Source organism: Chitinophaga eiseniae, from assembly GCF_900167135.1.
Lineage (GTDB): Bacteria > Bacteroidota > Bacteroidia > Chitinophagales > Chitinophagaceae > Chitinophaga > Chitinophaga eiseniae.
The window spans coordinates 1,207,567-1,226,315 of sequence record NZ_FUWZ01000001.1; the positions used below are offsets into that span (position 1 = coordinate 1,207,567).

General features: G+C 52.9%; 14 protein-coding genes. 4 read left to right on the forward strand and 10 right to left on the reverse strand.

The features are described 5' to 3' along the window. Nucleotides 1-56: 56 nt before the first annotated feature. Entirely contained in the window at nt 57-1,844 is a 1,788-nt protein-coding gene (locus tag B5D63_RS05095) for a hypothetical protein (protein WP_078667648.1), read from the forward strand. Nucleotides 1,845-1,992: 148 nt separating this feature from the next. On the opposite strand, the gene B5D63_RS05100 is transcribed toward B5D63_RS05095, so the two are convergent. From B5D63_RS05100 to B5D63_RS05125, 5 genes are all read right to left on the reverse strand, one after another. Then, entirely contained in the window at nt 1,993-2,895 is a 903-nt protein-coding gene (locus tag B5D63_RS05100; RefSeq protein ID WP_078667649.1) for a DMT family transporter, read from the reverse strand. 214 nt (nt 2,896-3,109) lie between these two features. Next, nucleotides 3,110-3,817 carry a basic secretory protein-like protein gene (locus B5D63_RS05110; protein WP_078667651.1) on the reverse strand — a complete coding sequence of 236 codons (708 nt, stop codon included), beginning with the start codon at nt 3,815-3,817 and terminating at the stop codon, nt 3,110-3,112. Between the two features lies 1 nt (nt 3,818). Then, entirely contained in the window at nt 3,819-5,528 is a 1,710-nt protein-coding gene (locus tag B5D63_RS05115; protein ID WP_159455894.1) for a RagB/SusD family nutrient uptake outer membrane protein, read from the reverse strand. A gap of 11 nt (nt 5,529-5,539) precedes the next feature. Continuing rightward, the gene (locus B5D63_RS05120; RefSeq protein ID WP_159455895.1) at nt 5,540-8,938 is read right to left on the reverse strand and encodes a SusC/RagA family TonB-linked outer membrane protein; all 3,399 of its coding nucleotides are present in this window, start codon (nt 8,936-8,938) and stop codon (nt 5,540-5,542) included. A 291-nt stretch (nt 8,939-9,229) separates the two neighbouring features. After that, nucleotides 9,230-10,228, reverse strand: coding sequence for a FecR family protein (locus tag B5D63_RS05125; RefSeq protein WP_078667654.1), 999 nt, complete (start codon nt 10,226-10,228; stop codon nt 9,230-9,232). A gap of 115 nt (nt 10,229-10,343) precedes the next feature. Here B5D63_RS05125 and B5D63_RS05130 point away from each other — a divergent pair, with 115 nt between their 5' ends. Together B5D63_RS05130 and B5D63_RS05135 are read left to right on the forward strand one after the other, a co-directional pair. Then, a complete protein-coding gene (locus B5D63_RS05130) occupies nt 10,344-10,976 on the forward strand; it encodes an RNA polymerase sigma-70 factor (RefSeq protein WP_159455896.1) in 633 nt (210 codons plus the stop codon). Between the two features lie 12 nt (nt 10,977-10,988). After that, nucleotides 10,989-11,519 carry a GNAT family N-acetyltransferase gene (locus B5D63_RS05135; protein ID WP_078667656.1) on the forward strand — a complete coding sequence of 177 codons (531 nt, stop codon included), beginning with the start codon at nt 10,989-10,991 and terminating at the stop codon, nt 11,517-11,519. Here the strand turns inward: B5D63_RS05135 and B5D63_RS05140 are convergent. Then, a complete protein-coding gene (locus B5D63_RS05140) occupies nt 11,511-11,834 on the reverse strand; it encodes a hypothetical protein (protein ID WP_078667657.1) in 324 nt (107 codons plus the stop codon). The two genes, B5D63_RS05135 and B5D63_RS05140, sit on opposite strands and share 9 nt — an antisense overlap. Nucleotides 11,835-12,013: 179 nt before the next feature. Continuing rightward, a complete protein-coding gene (locus B5D63_RS05145; protein ID WP_078667658.1) occupies nt 12,014-12,283 on the reverse strand; it encodes a hypothetical protein in 270 nt (89 codons plus the stop codon). Between the two features lie 457 nt (nt 12,284-12,740). Between B5D63_RS05145 and B5D63_RS05155 the strand changes: the two genes are divergently transcribed. Further along, on the forward strand, nt 12,741-13,346 hold the full coding sequence (locus B5D63_RS05155) for a hypothetical protein (protein WP_078667660.1): 606 nt from the start codon (nt 12,741-12,743) through the stop codon (nt 13,344-13,346). Between the two features lie 284 nt (nt 13,347-13,630). On the opposite strand, the gene B5D63_RS05160 is transcribed toward B5D63_RS05155, so the two are convergent. The 3 genes from B5D63_RS05160 to B5D63_RS05170 form a co-directional block, all read right to left on the reverse strand. Beyond that, the gene (locus tag B5D63_RS05160; RefSeq protein WP_078667661.1) at nt 13,631-16,096 is read right to left on the reverse strand and encodes a YfhO family protein; all 2,466 of its coding nucleotides are present in this window, start codon (nt 16,094-16,096) and stop codon (nt 13,631-13,633) included. Between the two features lie 157 nt (nt 16,097-16,253). Next, nucleotides 16,254-17,792 carry a DHA2 family efflux MFS transporter permease subunit gene (locus B5D63_RS05165; RefSeq protein WP_078667662.1) on the reverse strand — a complete coding sequence of 513 codons (1,539 nt, stop codon included), beginning with the start codon at nt 17,790-17,792 and terminating at the stop codon, nt 16,254-16,256. A gap of 28 nt (nt 17,793-17,820) precedes the next feature. Continuing rightward, on the reverse strand, nt 17,821-18,561 hold the full coding sequence (locus B5D63_RS05170) for an SDR family oxidoreductase (RefSeq protein ID WP_078668548.1): 741 nt from the start codon (nt 18,559-18,561) through the stop codon (nt 17,821-17,823). Nucleotides 18,562-18,749 lie beyond the last annotated feature (188 nt).

Sequence of the window (18,749 nt, forward strand, 5' to 3'; positions counted from 1 at the left end):
AAAAGATATTTGTGTCCTTTTTTGCTAATATTGCTGTCTGAAACAACTTCATCAACATGCACACATTCCATATACCTGTGATGGGACTGGCTTATACGATCGACAGTCCTGTTAAAGTGGCGCGGTTTGGTATTTCTTCTGTCATCTCCATTATCGAAGACCGGCTCATAGAAATGATGCGGAGCCATTATTACCCGGCTGTGGGAGAGACCTATCGGCCTATTCCGGCAACGGCGCCAGATTACAGGGCCCGGCGCATTACGGACTACCTGAACCTGGTCAACCGGATCGTAAAGGAGCAGGTGGAACAGCTCCGTCACAAAGCTTTTGAAGCCGGGTCTGAAATTACCCGTTACTTCGAAATGCTGCCGGAATACCATGTCCTCAAACAGATGTACCGGCAAATGACCAGCACGGCGGACAGCCGGGAGAAAGCCAGGCTGGCGTCCAGCCTGCGCAACGCTATCAAACCCGGGGGCATCGACGTCAACATCATGACCAAAACGGATAAAGACAACTACGATGGCAACGGACAACCCATCACGGACGGTTCTGATGCCGTAGCGGCCCTGAGAGGATATGTCAACAGCGACCTGACGGATTCCTCCATCGTTTTCTCCGCCGGTATGAACCCGCGTCTCTACAACTACCTGGAGAAATGTCCGCAGTTCAATGCGGACGCTGCTGGCAACTTCAGTAAAAAAATTATCGTGAAGGTGAGCGATTTCCGCTCCGCCCTCATCCAGGGTAAGTACCTCGCTAAAAAAGGTATCTGGGTCAGCGAGTTCCGTATCGAGTCCGGGCTCAACTGTGGCGGCCACGCCTTCCCGTCAGACGGTATGCTGATGGGACCTATCCTGGAAGAATTCAAACTGCGCCGGCAGGAACTGATCGATGCCCTGTTTGCGTTGTACCAACCCGCGCTTCAAAACAAAGGTCTCCCTGCCTTTACCCATCCACCGGCATTGAAGATATCCGCACAGGGCGGCATCGGCACGGCGGCGGAAGATCAGTTGCTGCATACCTATTACGGGCTGGACAGCACCGGGTGGGGCACTCCTTTCCTGCTGGTGCCGGAAGCCACCACGGTAGACGCAGACACGCGGCAACGCCTGTGCAATGCTACCCCGGCGGACCTTACGCTCAGCTACCATTCTCCGTTAGGCGCCCGCTTCCATTACCTGAAAGGCAGCACCGCCGAAAAAGAACGGCTGGCACGCATTCAGGCCGGAAAGCCCGGCAGCCCCTGCACGGAAAAACACCTGTCGTTTAATACCGAATTTACGGAGAAGCCCATCTGTACAGCCTCCCGCCAGTATCAACGCCTGAAGGTGGCGCAGCTGCAATCGCAGCAACTGCCGGAAGATGTGTACCTGGAACAGCTGGAATCGGTGCTGGACAAAGAGTGCCTGTGCGTTGGCCTTAGCAACGCGGCAGCTATAGAATACGAACAACCGTTTGTAAAAGGTCACCATACGGTCAACATATGCCCCGGGCCAGGTATCGCTTATTTTAACAGGGAGGTGTCGCTGCAAACCATGACGGACCACATCTACGGCCGGCAGGATGTACTCGGAGCAACCGAACGGCCGCATATGTTCATCACGGAACTGAGATTATACCTCGATTACCTCACGGAGCAACTGGAAAAAGCCCGCCGGCAGGATACGCTCACACAGCAGCAGAAGTATTTCCGCACTTTCTCCGAACAACTCACCAAAGGCATCGGGTACTACTATCAATTAACAGTAAAAGGCTTGTTGCCACAGGACGCGCTGTTGCCGGAACTGGAGCAGGCCAACCGGCAACTGACCTATATCATTCAGGCGTATGCGTTAGGGTAATGAACACAAAAAGCGGCTGTCTCAATAGTAATTTTTCCCCGATTTTATCCGGGTACCTGATGGCGGGAATTTTAGTTTACGCAATTCTCAACGCCTTCAAATTAATATTGAGACAGCCCCTTTTTGGCGTTGAATAGCTTACAGTACTTCAGCTTTGAGATAGCTGTGAAAGCCGGGAAGATGTACGTTTCTGTCGCATGGAAATCACCGTCTGTAAAATCACAGAGATGCCCACCAGCGCCAATCCCACGTAAAACGCACCGTTCACCTGTTTCCCTTCTCCAAAAAACAAAAAGGCGATGGTAATGGCATAAATGGGTTCCAGGTTAAAACTCAGGTTGACCGTAAAAGCAGGGACTTTCTTCAACGTCTCTGCAAACATGATGTATAACCCCACGGTACAGATCAGGGATAACAGCAACAGGTATACGATATCATCCCCGACCGGGATAATATTTTTCACCGGGAAGAAATAAAGATACACCGGCAATAAAATGCCCCAGCCCACAGTACCGCCCATCATCTGGTAGTAGTTGATCAGCTTACTGTCGTACCGTTTCACCAGCCGTTCGTTATAGATGGTGTACAGTGCCGCGAAAGCGGATGATACGGTACCCAGCGCGATGCCCAGCTGATAAGACACATCGAAGTGAAAGATGAGGCTGATGCCCAGCAGGGTAAACAGGCTTAACACCAGCTCTGTGACGGCGAACTTCTTTTTGTTGATGAGCGGTGCAAAAATCGCGGTAAAAAAGCTGGTCAGGCAATAGCAAACAGCGCCGATGGAAATGTTTCCGTATTTAATGCTGCCGTAAAAGAAAATCCAGTGAATGGTGATCAGCAGCCCGATCTTTGCGATGTCAAACTTCTCCTGCCGGGGAATGGCGGTATTGACTTTGAATATTTTCACGATAAAAGACAGCCAGACAAAAGAGAAAAAGATCCTGTACCAGACCAGCAGTCCTTCGTTGAGAGAGATCAGTTTGCCGAATATGCCGGTGAAAGCAGCGATGATCACCGACAGGTGTAAGATGAGATATGTTTTTTTCATAAAGGACGATCCGCCTGCAAATAGGGAGCAGTTAGCCGGATAGGACTATCAATATAGAAAAACAAAATTGTTTTCCGGGTCATTATTTCGTCAGCTGTGGATATACCGGGCTTTGCTGTTGCGACATAAATAGCCCCGGGCTTAATGGCCCGGGGCGTTCGTAAAACGTGCATCATTACATGCCGAAGAATCGGGATGACATTTTTCCAGGTATTTATAAAGCTGGCCGGCTGGCGTAGTCGTGCCACAGGGCGTCCAGGGATTTACCTGTCTGGCTTTGCCAGATGCCGGGTGAATAGGTTTTGCGGCGCATATGATCGTCGAGTATTTTGACGAGCTTATCGCTGAAGTTTTTTTCGAGCCATACCAGGAAGCGGGCGGTGATACGATAGCTGTTATCGTATCGCTGTGACGGGTTAAATTCCGTCAGCGACCAGCCGGCACCGGCGTTATCTACGCCGTAGCGGTAGCGTACATAGTCTGCGATGCCTTCAGTAAGCCAGCCGGGGCCGGCGCCTCCCGGGTACGACTGTACGACGTGCATCACTTCATGCGTTACTACGTCGATATCGCCGGGATGCTGCCGGAACCATTCAGGACTGTACACCACCCGTCCGCCAGAGGTGGCGGCCACGCCGGTGTAGGAAGGGTCGATCACAAAAGTGACCTTCTTCCGTGCGTCGGGATTGTAGGCATTGACCAGCACCGGGTAGATAGTAAAGAAGGTATTGATCATTCTTTCTTTTAGCTGCAGGTCGAAAGTGGGCGATTGGTTGATGAACACCAGCGTATAATCTCCGCGGGTAATAGAGTCGGTGGTGACGGCGGAAGCAACGGCTATCGGTGCCGCAGTGCTGCTGTCATGGGCACAAGCATGGAAGAACAGGCCGGTGCAGAGTATGAGTAATCGGATCGCTTTCATATTACCAGCCCTCGTTTTGTTTTAACTGTGTATTCCGTAAGGTCTCGTCGGTCGTGATAGGGATCACGTACATAGCGCTGCGCCACAGGCGGTCTTCCACTTTGAACTTCTCATAGCGGTAGCCGTCCGGTGCGGCGGCATCGGCGATGGGCCGCATGCCCCAGATGGTTTTTTCGGTGTTCTCTGCGATCTTCCAGCGCCGCACGTCCCAGAAGCGGTGGTTCTCGAAGCTTAACTCAATTCTTCTTTCGTTGCGGATGCGTTTGCGCATCTCGGCCTGACTCAGCCCGGCAGGCAGCGATGGCTGACCGGCGCGGGTACGTATCAGGTTGATGTATCTGGCGATATCGGCGTTTCCCGGGTCATATTCATTGAGCGCTTCTGCGTAGCTGAGGTAGAACTCTGCCAGCCGGAAGAGGATACCATGTACATCGCGGCCGGGACCCTGGTTGACGGTGATGCTTTCATTGGCCAGTTTGCGGCAGCTGTAACCGGTGCGGGTATGGTCTGTCTGGGTGCTTTGCTCGTCTTTTCCTCTTTCAAACGTCTCTATTTTCCGTCCTTTCCAGGGGGCGCCGTTGTAGCTGATATCGGTATAAAAGCGCGGATCGCGGCCGGTATATGGTTTGGCGGGGTCATAACCGGAGGCGGGATCGGTAATGGGCAGGCCATTGGCCATTTCATAATCGTCCACCAGGTTTTGGGTGGGGGAGCATCCGGACCAGCCGTTACTTCCATAAGGGAAGAGGTAGCGGTCATAATCCTGGTTGGCTTCTTTCATCCTTACCCAGATTACTTCAGGACTCAGCAGGGTGTTGCTGGTGAACATGGTCAGCCTGTCTGCCAGCGTGTTTTCCAGTCTGTAGGTAGTGCCTCCCTGTGCTGCGGGCAGGTCTATCACCGCTTTGGCGGCGGCGGCGGCCTTGCGCCATTTCTCCGGGTCGGAAGCGGTGTTGTTGGAGCTGATATCAGCGAGGAAACCGTTCTTGCCGGCGATGGCCCAGAGCGGGCTGGCGCTGTAGAGCAGCATACGTGCCTTGAGGGCGAGGCAGGCGCCTTTGGTGACACGGCCCAGCTGCGTGGAGGGATAGGTCAGCGGCAGCCGTTTGATCGCTTCATCGCAGTCGGCCAGTATCTGGTTGATGCAGGCGTCATAGGAGCTACGCGGCTGATTGAGCGCAACATTATCGTTCTGGTCAATGGTTTTGGTAACGATGATCACGCCGCCGAACTGGCGCACCAGTTCTGCGAGATAATAGGCCCGCAGGAAATATACTTCCCCGATACGGTTGTTCAGTGCGCCGGGATTGTTGGCGTCATCCGGGGTGTTGTATTTGGCTACGCCTTCCAGGATGGCGTTGGCCTGCCGGATAGCGACGTAGTTATCACGCCAGGTATTGCCGATAGGATTGTTATTGCCGGACCAGGAGCCGTTGTTAAAGCTCATGGAGGCCATCCAGTTGGACGCATCTTTGGCTTCGTCGGTGCCGGACGACATGGAGTAGCCGCCGAGATAGGTATAGGCGCCGCGCAACCGGGAATAGAGGTTGTTGACCACCTGGTCCGTCATTGCGAAATTGGTGAAGATGTCCTGGTCTTGTTGCTGAGTGGTGGCGGCCCTGTCGAGATAGCCTTTTTTACAGGCGCTGAAGGTGAGGGTTGCCAGTACACAGAAGAGGATGAGTTTTTTATAGAGCGGTGAATATTGCATAACGATCATTTTTAAAATCTAACATCAATACCGAAATTCCAGATGCGCTGAATGGGATACATGGCGCCGTTGCCATCACCGATTTCAGGGTCTACCTGGTAGTCTTTCAGTTTATCCCAGGTGAAGAGGTTCATACCGTTGGCGTATAAACGAACGTAGGAGAGGCCTACCGGCTTCACCCAGTTTTTGGGGAGCTGGTAACCTATTTCCGCGTTTTTGAGGCGTATGTAACTGGCGTCCTTTATCCAGAAGGAGGAGCCGCGGTGGTTGTTACCGTTGGTATTGCTGTGCAGGCGCGGATAGGTAGCGGTGGCAGCGGTTTCCGGCGTCCAGCGGCCAAGGTGGAACGGTTTTACCTTGCCACCCTGGAAGAACTCATACACAGCCTCGTTGTTGAGCATCACATCGGTATGGGCGGCGCCCTGGAAAAGCAGGGACACATCAAAGCCTTTGTAGGCGGCTCCCAGTGTGGCGCCGAACATCAGTTCGGGTGTACGGGCATAACCGATAGCGGTTTCATCAAAATTGGACTGGATGAAATCATATTCCTTGCCGGTGAGTTTTTTGTATTTCATATCACCGGGACCGTAGGCGGAGAAGTTCTGGAAAGGGCTGTTGTCCACATCGGCCTGATCTTTAAAGAACCCTTCGGAGATAAGGCCGAATTTGGTGCCGATAGGGTGACCGGTGCGTTTCATCCAGGGATAGGCCTGCGCTACTTCATCCTGGTACACGATGTTGTTGCGGGCGAAAGTGACATTGGGTTTGATGAAATAGTGCACTTTGCCGATGGTGTTTTCATGGCTTAGTTCCAGCTCCAGTCCTTTGTTGTCCACAATACCGATGTTCTGTGCCTTGATATCCTGGCCAAATACATCGGAGAGGGTGTTGCGGCGGATGAGGATCTTGCTTCTGCGCTGGGTGAAGAGGTCCAGGGAGATGCCGAGCAGGTTTTTCCAGAAGCGTGCTTCGATGGCTACGTTGGCCTGACGGCCTCTTTCCCAGGTCACGCCGGGGTTGCCGATGGCGCCTTGTTTCCAGCCGTTGGCCTGACTGGCATTGGTGCCAAAGTAATAGGGATCGCCACCGCCCCAGGAGGTGAACCAGAGGAACCGGTCGCTGCCAGCCTGGTCGTTGCCCACTTCACCATAGGAGCCGCGTATTTTCAGGAAGCTGATGGCGGCGATGTTGTCTTTAATGAAACTTTCTTCAGACAGCACCCACCCTGCGGAGATGGAGGGGAAGAAACCATAGCGGCTTTCTTTCGGGAAGTTTTCGGAGCCCTGGTAGGAGGCGCTGAACTCCAGCAGGTATTTCTGCAGGTAGTTGTAGGTGCCGCGGAAGAGCAGTGATTGGTAGGCTTTGGGAATGGTGGACCCGCTTTCGTTGAGGCGGCGGTTCCAGAGCACCATGGCGGTGGCTTCATGCCGGCCGAACTGTCGGTTCCAGTTGGCGGTGGCCTCCAGGTAGGTGCTGCGGTTGGCGCCGCCGCCGCTGAAAGACCCGTTGGGGTCTATTTTGGTGTCCTGGCCGGACTGTTTGTAGCTGGTGATGTTGCCCTGTCCATCGTACAATGGCTCAAATACCGCGTAGTTGCGGGTATAGGAGGCATTGGGGGAGTTGGTGTTATCGTAGGAGAAAGACACTTTGGCGGTCAGGTTTTTGGTGATGACATCCAGTTTGCGGGTGAGGGCAAAGGTGCCCTGCACGGTGTTGTTGTACCAGCGGCGGTATCCTTTTTGTGAGAGTTCCCCGAGGATGTTGGACTGAAAGGTACCGTTGCCCCAGAGGGAACCGTCGGGGTTCACGATAGGGTAGATGGGCGCCATCCGGTTGGCCAGGTTCATAATGGTGCTGGCGGAGTTGTTGCCGTCGCGGCGGTCGGTCATGATACCGGCGATGTCTACGCGGGCGGTAAGATTGGGAGTGATGTCCACGTCTACGTTGGCGCGCAGGTTATACCGTTTCATGTTATTGTTGCCGGTATAGCCGTCTTTATTTTCGGTGGTATGGGCGTAGAGTCCGTCCTGTACGTTGTAGCCGGCGGAGATGAAGTAACGGGCGATGTTGTTGCCGCCGCTCACGTTGAGGTTGCCCTGCGCCACGGTGGACGGTTTCATGATGAACTTATAGTAGTCGGTGTTGGGCAGTTTCCCGCTTTTATACCCTTCCAGTTGTGCTGGTGTGAAGGCGGGCTGGGCGCCGTCGTTTTTCAGGGCTTCGTTGAGCAGGGAGGCGTAGTCGTAGGAGCCGAGGTATTCCGGCAGGCGGGTGGCTTCCGTAACGCCGGCAGAGGCGCGGAAGCTGACGGAAGGGGGACCTGCTTTCCCTCTTTTGGTGGTGATGAGGATAGCTCCGTTGGCGCCGCGCATACCCAGTACGGCGGTGGCGGCGGCATCTTTCAGGATGGTGAGTGTTTCGATATCGTTGGGGTCCACATAGTCCATGGGCCTTTCGATACCGTCTACCATGATGATGGGGGAGGCGCCGTTGAGCGTACCTACGCCACGGATGTACAGGTTGCTGGCATCTACGCCGGGCTCGCCGCTGCGCTGGGTGGTGATCAGGCCGGGAAGGCGGCCTGCCAGTGCGTTGGTGAGGTTGGACACCGGGCTTTGCACCAGTTCTTTGGTGCTGATGGAGGCGATGGCGCCGGTCACCGTCGCTTTTTTCTGTTGACCGTAAGCTACTACCACCACATCTTTCAGGCCGAGGCTGGAGGGTATCATGGTCACGTCGGTCTGATTGGAGGCGGATACTTCCACTTCCCTGGTTTCATAACCGATGAAGGAGAATACCAGTGTTTTCATGCTGGCGGGCACCTGTATGCTGTAGGTGCCGTCGCTTTGTGTCTGGGTGCCTCTGCTGGTACCTTTTACCTGTACAGATACGCCGGGGAGGACCACGTTGGTTTTGTTTTCCACCACGGAGCCGATAATGGTGCGCACCGCGCCGTTGTTGGTTGGGGCGGCCGGACGTACCGTGGTATCCGCTGTATGGTTGTTTTGTTCTGACGGGCGAAAGATGATGATGATGTTATCTGACTGGCGGAAGTTCAGATAGGTGTTGGCCAGCAGCAGTTCCAGCGTTGTTTTTACGCTGCGGGTGGCTTTAGGCAGACTGACATTGCCGTAGAGGTTCACCTGTTCCGGCGGGTAGGCGAGGCGGAAGCCTGACAGGCTTTCTACTTTGCCGAGGGCGCTTTTGAGTGTCTCATTTTTCAGTGTCAGGGTAATTTGTTTGGTGGCGATGTCTTGTGCTCTGCCAGGGGAGGCCGACAGTACAGATGACAGTAACAGGATGCTGAGCAGGGCCAGGGTAACGGTTTTTGCCATGTGCCGGCCGTGGCGGAACATACGGGGCAATAGCGTGGCTGTCAGCTGTGTGGACACAGCTAAGAACTTGTGCATAACGGGCATTCATTTAAAATTGTTAGGAAATAGGCAGCCGTTGACCGCATGTGGATGCGGCCGCGGCTTTCAGCTTTTCGGGCTGAACAAGTGTTTTACTTCAGGACGTGTTGTTTGATAGTGATCATTGTGGTTTCATGCGATGTAGATTTTAGTGATGCATAGAATGAGTAACGGCCCGCTGGTGGCTTGTTTTAATGCTAAATTGATTTAGCAAACAGGACACACTTTGTCCATTTAACTTTTTACAGTTATCAATTTTGGTTTTGAATGATGTGTTTTATCGTCGTCTTAGCAGCCTTTGCCTTTTATGAGCACGTCGCGGCCGTTTTCTATTTTATACGTGGCATTTCTGACACCGCAGATCACGTCGAGGACTTCTTCGAGTGATTCAGTACCTGCGAAGGATACGCGGACAGGACATTGTTTTAAAGCGTCATCACTGAATTGTATGTTCACTTCATAACGTTTGCTGAGTGTGTTGGCGATAGTTTCGAAGGTAGCATTTTCGAAAACCATCTCGTTGGTGGTCCAGCTGGCACGGGCGGCCGCATTCACCGCTTCCCGGCGGGCGGCGGCACTCCTGGTATTATAAACGATCTGTTGATCGGGCGTTAATACAGCCAGTACCTTGGAACCGTCTTCCACTTTTACTTTTCCTCGTGTAACCGACACCGTTATCTCCGGCTGTTCAGGGTAAGCGCTGATGTTAAATGCAGTACCCAGTACCGTGGTTTTCAGTTGACCGGTATTGATCACAAATGGCTTCGCGCTGTCGGACCGGATATCGAAATAGGCTTCGCCCAGCAGCGTCACTTCGCGGGAAGGGCCGTTAAACTGCTCCGGCACTACCAGCCGGCTGCCGTGGTGCAGCACTACGGTGCTGCCATCAGGCAGTGTCAGGTAACGGTCAAAATTCGTCTGACTGCCGGCGTACTGCCGTACGGTAGCGGCAGGAGACGGATTGCTCTGCCGGTACCACCAGTAACCTGCGCCGGCTAAGGTAAGGAGGCAGGTCCAGACGGCGGCATACCGCAGTACTTTTCTCCAGGTGCTCCGTTTCACTACCTTCAGCGGCGCTGCTGCAGGAGCAGCGGCTAACCGGGTCCGTAACGCCAGCAGCTGTTGCCGGGTAAGTTGCCTCGCTGCCTCGCTCTGCGGGTCTATTACTTCATCAGGCAGGTCCTGCCCGAGGGTAATATACCAGCCTTCCAGCGTGTTGAGCTCTTCTTCAGTGCAGGCACCCTGACTATATTTCTGTAACAGTACGTACAAATTTTGTTCATCCATAGCGGTAATGATGCGACTGGCTATATTTAATAACACCAATTTAATCTGTTGCCGTTATCCCGTTCAGAAATTTTTTTTCAGGATAAGGAGGGAGATAGTAAGGGGTAAAATACAAGTGAATATTATTAGATTTGGTAAAAATCGTATAGCCATCGAACTACACGCGGAAAATACCGATACAGCCCTGCTCAGGTCCTGGCAAAATGGCGATGAAAAAGCCTTTGACCAGCTGTATGCCCGTCACTATATCAGGCTGGTGAACCTGGCCTATAAAAAGACGGGGCATATGGAAGCGTCGCAGGAACTGGTACAGGACGTGTTCCTGTCGCTCTACCGCCAACAGTCACGGTTACCCGAAAACACCGTTCTGGAAAACTACCTTTTTATTGCTACCCGTAACCGTATCTATAACCATCACCGGCAGCAGCTGCTGCAACTGAAGAAGGAAGCCCTGCTGCGCGAAAACTACCTGCCCCCCTCCGGTACCGGGCCCGATAAACTGGAACTGAAAGAATTGGAGACACGGCTGCGCCGTAAAATACAGCAGCTGCCGGACAAGTGCCGCGCCGTTTTCCTCCTCAGCCGCGAAGAGCAGCTGTCCAACAAGGAAGTGGCGGAACGACTGCATATTTCAGTCAATACGGTAGAGCAGCACATGCGTAAAGCGCTCCGCATCCTGCGGGCCTCTATCAATGATGAACTGATTATGATGCTGGTAACAACGGTGGCGCTGACTTATATGATGTAATCCATATCAACGATGAATACTGAGCTTATAGTGGCGGAACTGAAAGACGTGGACCTGCTGCACCAGGTTTGCACAACAGCCTACACAAAACATTTTGCGGACCATTGGGAACCCGGCAGACTAGGGTGGTACCTCGACCAATCTTTTTCCACAGACAGGTTAAAGAAAGATATAGAAGACCCTGGTACGACTTATTACCTGATTTATAATGCCGGTCAGCCTGCCGGCTTTGTCAAGCTTAATGACCGCCTGAAGGACGATGCCAGCGGACGCTTCAGTGAAGCACTGGAACTGGAGCGTATTTATATGTTGCCGGCTTTTACCGGTACCGGCGTCGGTAAGGCTGCGATGAATAAAATAGAAGAGATTGCCCGGCAAAGACAGCGACCACTCATTGTATTGTATGTGGTAGATGCCAATGAAACAGCCATCCGGTTTTATGAACGCAATGGTTTTGAAAAAGTCGGTAAGACAAGACTGGAGTTGTCCGGATTTAAGGAGGCGTTTAAACCGGCGACAATGATGGCGAAAAAGTTAAACTGATTTTTTGGCAGGTTTCCATTTCATCTCATTCAACGCCAGGCTCATGATATGTTGGGGCGTTACATACAGAATTTCGGCCAGCTTGATACATTCTTCTATTTTCATCAGATGGGGCTGGAGAATTTTTTTATGCAGGGTGGATTTGTGAAAATCGGCGTCTTCACTCAGGTCGGTCAGACTGGCAAATTCCAGCAACTCCTGGAAATTACGGATACCTTTGTCACTGCCTTCAGCCGTTTTGCCGGCGACTATGCCGTCGATCCCCTTTTTTATCAGGGCTGAAATATTATGTCTTTTTGATTCCCCGATTCTCATTTTGATTCCCGGTTTTCTCAAATTAACTGCACAATATTTTTTATTGACCTATTTGTATATGATGTTGTGTGAATTGTTTATAAAATTGTATATTGTGTTCACGTTTTTGACTTTTTTTATTCACCAAAACTGATAGGTCTGGATGAGAGAAACCGTATATCTGGAGAAGAGAGAGCGATTTAGGAAGACTTTTTATGCATCTGGTTAAGGGCCAGTGTCATGATAATCTGTGGTGTCAGCCCGAATGCTTTACCCAACAAAATACATTCTTCAATTTTTATTAACCCGGGATTCATCAGCTTTTTATACAGCGTGGACTTGTGGATACCTACCGCCGTACCAACGGTGGTCATTGGAATAATATCATAGATGCCCCTGAGGTCTTTGATCTGACCTCCCTCAATCAGTGTGCGCACTGCTTCAAACCTGGGATCTTTTCCTTTTGCCATTTATGAATCTTTCGGATGGGAAAATACATCTCATGGGGTTATTCTGCGGTTTATTATTATAATAATGACTTTAATGGATATGAAATAGCATTTATAGTTTATGAAAATGACTATTTTTTTCTCAACACTTGCGGTATACCAATAATCAGTCCACTGCAGTATGATTTCCCTCAAATCATCACCGCGATGGAAGATCCTTTTCACGACGACCATGATGGCTCGTTCAAGTGGTTCATCATCTTATTCGTATTCTTTATGGTGCTGCTCTGGACGTTTGCCTGGATTGGCGCCGGACATTAATTCCAAGGGTTTATCAACCATCCTGAGGTATTGTTTCTACAGTCCGCCTCACTATCTCAACAAATACATAATCCATTTAACGGCGGTGGTATCTACCACTGCTACTTTTTTAGGCGGCCAGTCTCTATATTTGTCCCAGTCAAATACCCTACTGAAAATGCAGCAAATCTCCGGGAATGAAAGCGCGCCGACACCGGCAACAGAATGGTTTTGGGCACCGGGACTGTTTTTTACGTTCCTGCTGGCCAATTCGGTATTGGGCATCCGTCTGCGGGAAGGGCAGTGGGACAACCCGGCGAACCTGATCGGTTCCCAGCTGGTCATCTTCTGCTGGTGTTTCCTGGTCTGGCTGATAGCGGCCTATGCGGTGCAAACGAATTATATGCCCCGCTGGTTAAAACTGGCCGGTACCTTATGCCTGGCGGCCATTACTTCTGTGGTCATCTACTACCTGTCCCCGTTCGAAGATTTTCCGCTGGACGCCGTTCCCCAACGCGCCTGGGGCAGGGTGCTGATCAGGCTGGTGTACCGCGCGTTGCTGGTAGGCTCCCTTATTTACCCGGTGGTATATTACCTGGCAGCCGCCCGGCGGCTGGCCATGGAGAAACTGAAAGTGGAGCGGCAGGAACGGGCGCTGCTACAGATCCGGACAGCGCAACTGGAAGCGATGGTGGCGGAGCGTACGGCCGCCCTGGAAAAAACGATCGCTCAACTGGAACAGGCGCAGCAGCAACTGGCCGAAAAAAAATCTTCAGATAAGTAATTACCGGGATGATCGTATACCCCTGCCCGTAGTAATTCAGCTACAACGATTTAATATTATTTCTACAAATGTGGATGCGCCAGCGGGTTACTTTTGCTGTCAGCAGCTTCAGGCCGTTCAGCCATTGTTATGCAGCGATCGTCTGCTACCTGTCGTACAGATGTGCAGATGACGTGCCTACCGGCAGATAGCGCTGCCCCTGGATCGTCTAATCGGAAATGGACAATAAACGGACAGTTTTTAACCTCAGTGGCCGGGAAGACTCACCTTCCCGGCCATGTTTTTTAGGAACGCGACCTGCGCCATCTCTCCCATAATAGTCCCCCGGCCACCATGGCCAGCAGCACCCAGGAAGAAACCGCGGCTACCTTACGGCCGGTAATGAATGTCTGCGGCCGGAAAACAAACGTAATATCATGTTTGCCGGCAGGGACCTTTAATCCGCGCAGAGCATAGTTCACCCGGATAATATCCGCCTCCTGCTGATCGATGTAAGCACGCCAGCCGGCAGGATAGTAGATGTCGGAGAAAACAGCAAAACCGTCATGGCTGTTTTGGCTGCTGAAATGCAGGTCGTTCAAACCGTACTTCGTCAACGTAATGGCAGCGCTGCTGTCTTTGGCAGGAACGAAGTTTCCCACCTGCGCCTGGAACCGGCGGTCAATCACCACAGTATCCGCGGGGTTAAAATTGTTCATGGCGCTCATTTCCGCGTCTGCATTAGCGGCCCAGTGGATGCCCTTCACGAACCAGGCATTGCCCAATGCCTGCGGATTGAACTGCGCTACCGGTTGATTGGTCGCCGGGTCCGGCGCAATGATGTACCGGGTGTTCAGCATATTGAGCACCGCACGGTTGTTTTTGGCAATCTGGTGTTCGATCAGGTCCTGGTAGATCCAGAGCTTGGCCGGACTTTGTCCGCCAATGGACTTATGCAGGTAGGAAGTATTGGCATCGAGAAAAGGATTCACGGTAGCGTTCAGTACCCGGAAATAAGGGGTTTTGTCCTGGAGGATCTTCTCATCGGCAGCAGTCGGTGAAATATAGGTCGCCAGCTGGCTGGGCTCCATAAAATCGTCTTCACTCAGATAGTTTTTATCTACCTGGAACAAATCAAACAACACCGCCGCTGTCAGTACCAGCAGTGCCGGAAGGGCTTTCAGCTTGTCCCTGAGATACGCCCACAACACGGCATAGGCGACAGCGATCAATGCCAGCGCCCGGAGCCCATCCCGGAGCAACAGGCTGCTGCGGTCTTTCCTCAGCGCGGCCATCAGCGTATTGCCGGCTTCTTTGCTGCCCAGCATCCGGGAGTACTGTTGCAACAGCGCGCCGTCATTGGGACCGCTGAAAGAATAGATGAACGGGCCGAAAACAGCGATCCCGATCACCAGTCCGCCGGTGATAACAGCCGCTTTCTGTAGCGCCTGCATCAGCTGTTCTTTGGGCAGCCGCCGGTTCATCAGTTCCTGTAACGCCCAGCAGGCCAGCACCACAAAGGATACCTGTACAATAACCAGCGCCATGGCCGGCGCCCTGAATTTGTTATATAACGGGAGATGATAGAACAGGAAGTTATTGAAAGCGCTGAAGTTATGGCCCCAGCTGATCAGGATGGCGAAGGCCGCCACGCTGGCCCACCACCATTTATGCGGGCTTGGGATGATCAACAGGGATAGTACGGTCAACAAACAGATGATCGCGCCCAGATATACCGGTCCGGCCGTCATGGGTTGCCCTGCCCAGTATAGCGGCCAGCGGCGGCCGTTGACCAGCTGTTCTGCCCGTACGGCGGGCACGCCCAGCGAAGTGAGGGCTTTGTAGGTATGGGAGCTGACGGACAGTTTTTCCGAAGTGGAGTTGCCCACCAGGCCAGGTACCAGCATGGTAAACGTTTCTCCGGGACCATAGCTCCACTGGAAAGCGTATTCCACGTCAAGTCCGGGTTTACCTTGTTGTTTACCGCTCAGTTCAGATTCGCTGCCGCGGATGGTGTAACGGGTATATTCCTTTAATATCAGCAGGTTGTCCATATTGGGCAGGATGGCCAGGAAAGCCGCTGCTGCCAGCAATGCGGACGCTTTAAAGAACGCGGGCAATTGTTTCGCCCGAAGGGCAACAACAAAACTACTGATGACCAGCGCTGCTACCATGATCAGTGTGTAATAGGTGATCTGCAGGTGGTTGTTATAAATGAGCAGACTGGTGGCAATTGCTGTTAAACAGGCGCCTGCCAGCCATCGCCCGCGATAGGTGAGGATGATGCCTGCCAGCACCGGCGCCATATACGCCATGGCCATCACTTTGGTGATATGCCCTGTTTCCATGCTGATAACGCTGAAGGTGGCAAAGCCGTAGGCAATGGCGCCCAGTATCCTTATCCAGTAACGGAAGTCGAGGACGCACAGTAACAGGTACATGCCCAGCATGTTCACAAACAGCATGTCTGCCGGGTTGGGCAGCCAGAGCGTGAACAGCTTATTGAGATACCAAATGGCCGTTATAGGCGGACCGGTGAAGATCACATAGGTCGGCATACCGCCAAACATACTGTTGGTCCACATAGGGATTTCGCCGGTGCGGTTGTAGAAGTCCAGTGCTTCCTGTTGCATGCCTTTGTGATGCATCATGTCCGACTGGAACAGGGCTTTCCCGTCCAGCAAAGGACTGCAGAACAGCAGGGCCAGCCCTGCGAAAATGGCTATGGCCGCCAGGTGACGCCAGAGGGTATTCATCCGGTTGTTATTCATGCTGATGTTTTTCGTACCGGCGTTAGCGCCGGACGGGCGTCAAAATAATGAATTTGCCCGACCGGCGAAAATCTGTAGGCGCCATCCCAGGGATAATAATGCTGGCCGCGTACCACAATCATCTCTTTTATTCATCCATGAAACAAACAGTTCGCCATCAGTGGTCCATGACCACAGCGGGAGCAGCGCTCTTCTTCCTGTTGCTGGCTACCAGCAGCAACGGCAACGATACGAGGAACACCAGTCCCATGATAAGAAAAGCGTCGCTGAAACTGAGCAGCATGCCCTGTCGGGTAACGCTGTGGTCCAGTAGCTGGACGGCTTGCTGATGGGCATGGGCGGCGGAGGCGCCTTTGTTTTGAAAAAACTGCGTATAGCCGTGCAGGCGATTATACACCAGCGGATCTGACGGATCGAGATGACTCACCAGGTCGTACCGGTGCTGTGCATTGCGTTTCGAGAGATAGGTGTTGATCAGCGCGATGCCAAAGGAACCGCCTAGTTGCCGCATCATATTGTTCAGCGCTGCGCCTTGCGGGATGTCTGCCGGCTGAAGCGAAGAAACGGCGAGCGTGGTCAGGGGCACTGTCATCAGCGCCATCCCTACGGCGCGCCATATCAGCGAGTTGCTGATAGCGGTGGCGGTAGCGTTCTGGTTGAGCTGTGACATCTGCCAGCTGAAGAAGATGAACATGCCCATGCCCGCGAAGATGAGGTATAAGGGGGAAAGGCCGCGCTGCAGCAGGCGGGCGCTGATCATCAGTCCGCCGATGGCCAGGAACGCGCCGGGCAGCAATAACATGCCCGTCTGCAAGGGTGTGAAATTAAGCAGGCGCTGGGCAAACACGGGCGTGAGGAAAACGGAAGCGAACATGCCGGTGCCCGATACAAAAGTGAGGGCGGCGCCTACGCTGAGGTTCCTGCTTTTTAATACCCGCAGGTTGACTACGGGAGAGGATATACGTAGTTCCCACCAGATAAAAATGGCGATACCGAAAACGGCGATTACGCTTAGCCAGACGATATAGGCGGCTTCGAACCAGTCGTCTGTTTCGCCGCGTTCCAATACGGTTTGCAGCGCGCTGACGCCGACCGCCAGCAGGATAATGCCGGTCCAGTCGATACGGGGCTGTGTGGTCTGCCGTGGTGGTTCATCGAGGAACAGGTAACACACGAAGGCCACCAGTATACCGATCGGTACGTTGATATAAAAGATCCAGGGCCAGCTGTAGAACTCTGTGATGTAGCCGCCGAGGGTAGGTCCGATAGTGGGGCCTACGAACACGCCTATCCCAAAGATGGCGCTGGCTACGTTTTGTTTCTCTTTGGGAAACTGCCGGAACACGATCACCTGTGATACCGATAGCAGAGCGCCGCCGCCGATGCCCTGCAGGAAGCGGAAGAGCACCAGTGTCCAGATGCTGGTAGCCTGCCCGCAGAGGAAGGAGAAAAACGTAAATGCCAGGATGGAGCCGATGTAATAGTTACGCTGCCCCAGCCGCGCTGCCAGGAAGCTGGTAATGGGGATGATGATCACGTTGGCGATGGCATAGGCTGTGATCACCCAGGAGGTGTCTTCCAGGGTGGCGCCGAGATTACCGCTCATGTGCGATAGCGCTACGTTGACGATGGATGTGTCTATCAGTTCCATGATGGCCGCGGCAATCACCGCGACCACCAGTATTTTATTTTTCATACCGATTGGTATATTTAAGGGCAAAAAATCAGCGGTTACCGGCATTTACCGCCTGCAGGGCATGTGCCGGAGAGGTGGACTGCAGCAGTTGCCATACATCGCGGGTTTGGCCGATATGGATTTCGTATTCGTCGTTTGCGAGTGCCTGCATAAAGCCGTCGGCCACCTGTTGGGGCGGAATACCTTTTTCGCCGCCGATGTCGCGGGAGAAGTCGGTGTTGACCATAGGAGGCATCAGTTCAAATACGCGTACGGGCGCCACCGATACCCGCAGGGACTGTGTGTAGGAGTGGAGTGCCGCTTTGCTGGCTGCATAGGTAGGTACGGCCACGAACGGCACCAGCGCCGTGATGGAGCTGACGTTGACAATGGCCGCTTCCGGCTGGCGTTGCAGCATGGGCAGCAGGTATTCCGTGAGCTGCAGGATGGCGAGATAGTTGGTCAGCATCTCATCGGCCGCCTTATCGATAGCCTGTGCTGATGCGGAGAGCGCATAGGCGTGTGCCCTGCCGGCATTGTTGATCAGCATATTGAGCTGTGGATAATCTTTTTGCAGGGTATGTACCAGCGCTTTTACCTGCGCGTCCCGGGTGACGTCGCATATCATGGGAATGAGGCCGGGAGTGCCGGCTGCCGCCTGTTCCAGCCGCGTGGCATCTCTACCGGTGATGATCACCTGGTTGCCAGCCGCCTGTAGTGTTTGTGCCAGTGCCAGGCCTATGCCTGCACTGCCACCGGTAATTAGTACCGTGTTGCCTTTTGTGTTCATATGTAGTTTTTTATACCAATCGGTATATTTTTTGATAAAAAAACAGATCATTTAAAGATGTTTGTCTGACGATCGGCGTTCGGTGACGTGTGTTTCGGGTGATTGCATCATGGCGTTCTGTCTGATGATCAGCGTTCGTTGATAAGTGTTTCGGGTGATTGCCTCATGGCGTTCTGTCTGATGATCAG

What these genes read in the sequence shown, in the direction of transcription:
- B5D63_RS05115 (WP_159455894.1), bottom strand. Translation starts at nt 5,528, where the DNA reads ATGCAATATTCACCGCTCTATAAAAAACTCATCCTCTTCTGTGTACTG.
- B5D63_RS05125 (WP_078667654.1), bottom strand. Translation starts at nt 10,228, where the DNA reads ATGGATGAACAAAATTTGTACGTACTGTTACAGAAATATAGTCAGGGT.
- B5D63_RS05135 (WP_078667656.1), top strand. Translation starts at nt 10,989, where the DNA reads ATGAATACTGAGCTTATAGTGGCGGAACTGAAAGACGTGGACCTGCTG.
- B5D63_RS05145 (WP_078667658.1), bottom strand. Translation starts at nt 12,283, where the DNA reads ATGGCAAAAGGAAAAGATCCCAGGTTTGAAGCAGTGCGCACACTGATT.
- B5D63_RS05160 (WP_078667661.1), bottom strand. Translation starts at nt 16,096, where the DNA reads ATGAATAACAACCGGATGAATACCCTCTGGCGTCACCTGGCGGCCATA.
- B5D63_RS05120 (WP_159455895.1), bottom strand. Translation starts at nt 8,938, where the DNA reads ATGCACAAGTTCTTAGCTGTGTCCACACAGCTGACAGCCACGCTATTG.
- B5D63_RS05095 (WP_078667648.1), top strand. Translation starts at nt 57, where the DNA reads ATGCACACATTCCATATACCTGTGATGGGACTGGCTTATACGATCGAC.
- B5D63_RS05140 (WP_078667657.1), bottom strand. Translation starts at nt 11,834, where the DNA reads ATGAGAATCGGGGAATCAAAAAGACATAATATTTCAGCCCTGATAAAA.
- B5D63_RS05100 (WP_078667649.1), bottom strand. Translation starts at nt 2,895, where the DNA reads ATGAAAAAAACATATCTCATCTTACACCTGTCGGTGATCATCGCTGCT.
- B5D63_RS05170 (WP_078668548.1), bottom strand. Translation starts at nt 18,561, where the DNA reads ATGAACACAAAAGGCAACACGGTACTAATTACCGGTGGCAGTGCAGGC.
- B5D63_RS05155 (WP_078667660.1), top strand. Translation starts at nt 12,741, where the DNA reads ATGCAGCAAATCTCCGGGAATGAAAGCGCGCCGACACCGGCAACAGAA.
- B5D63_RS05165 (WP_078667662.1), bottom strand. Translation starts at nt 17,792, where the DNA reads ATGAAAAATAAAATACTGGTGGTCGCGGTGATTGCCGCGGCCATCATG.
- B5D63_RS05110 (WP_078667651.1), bottom strand. Translation starts at nt 3,817, where the DNA reads ATGAAAGCGATCCGATTACTCATACTCTGCACCGGCCTGTTCTTCCAT.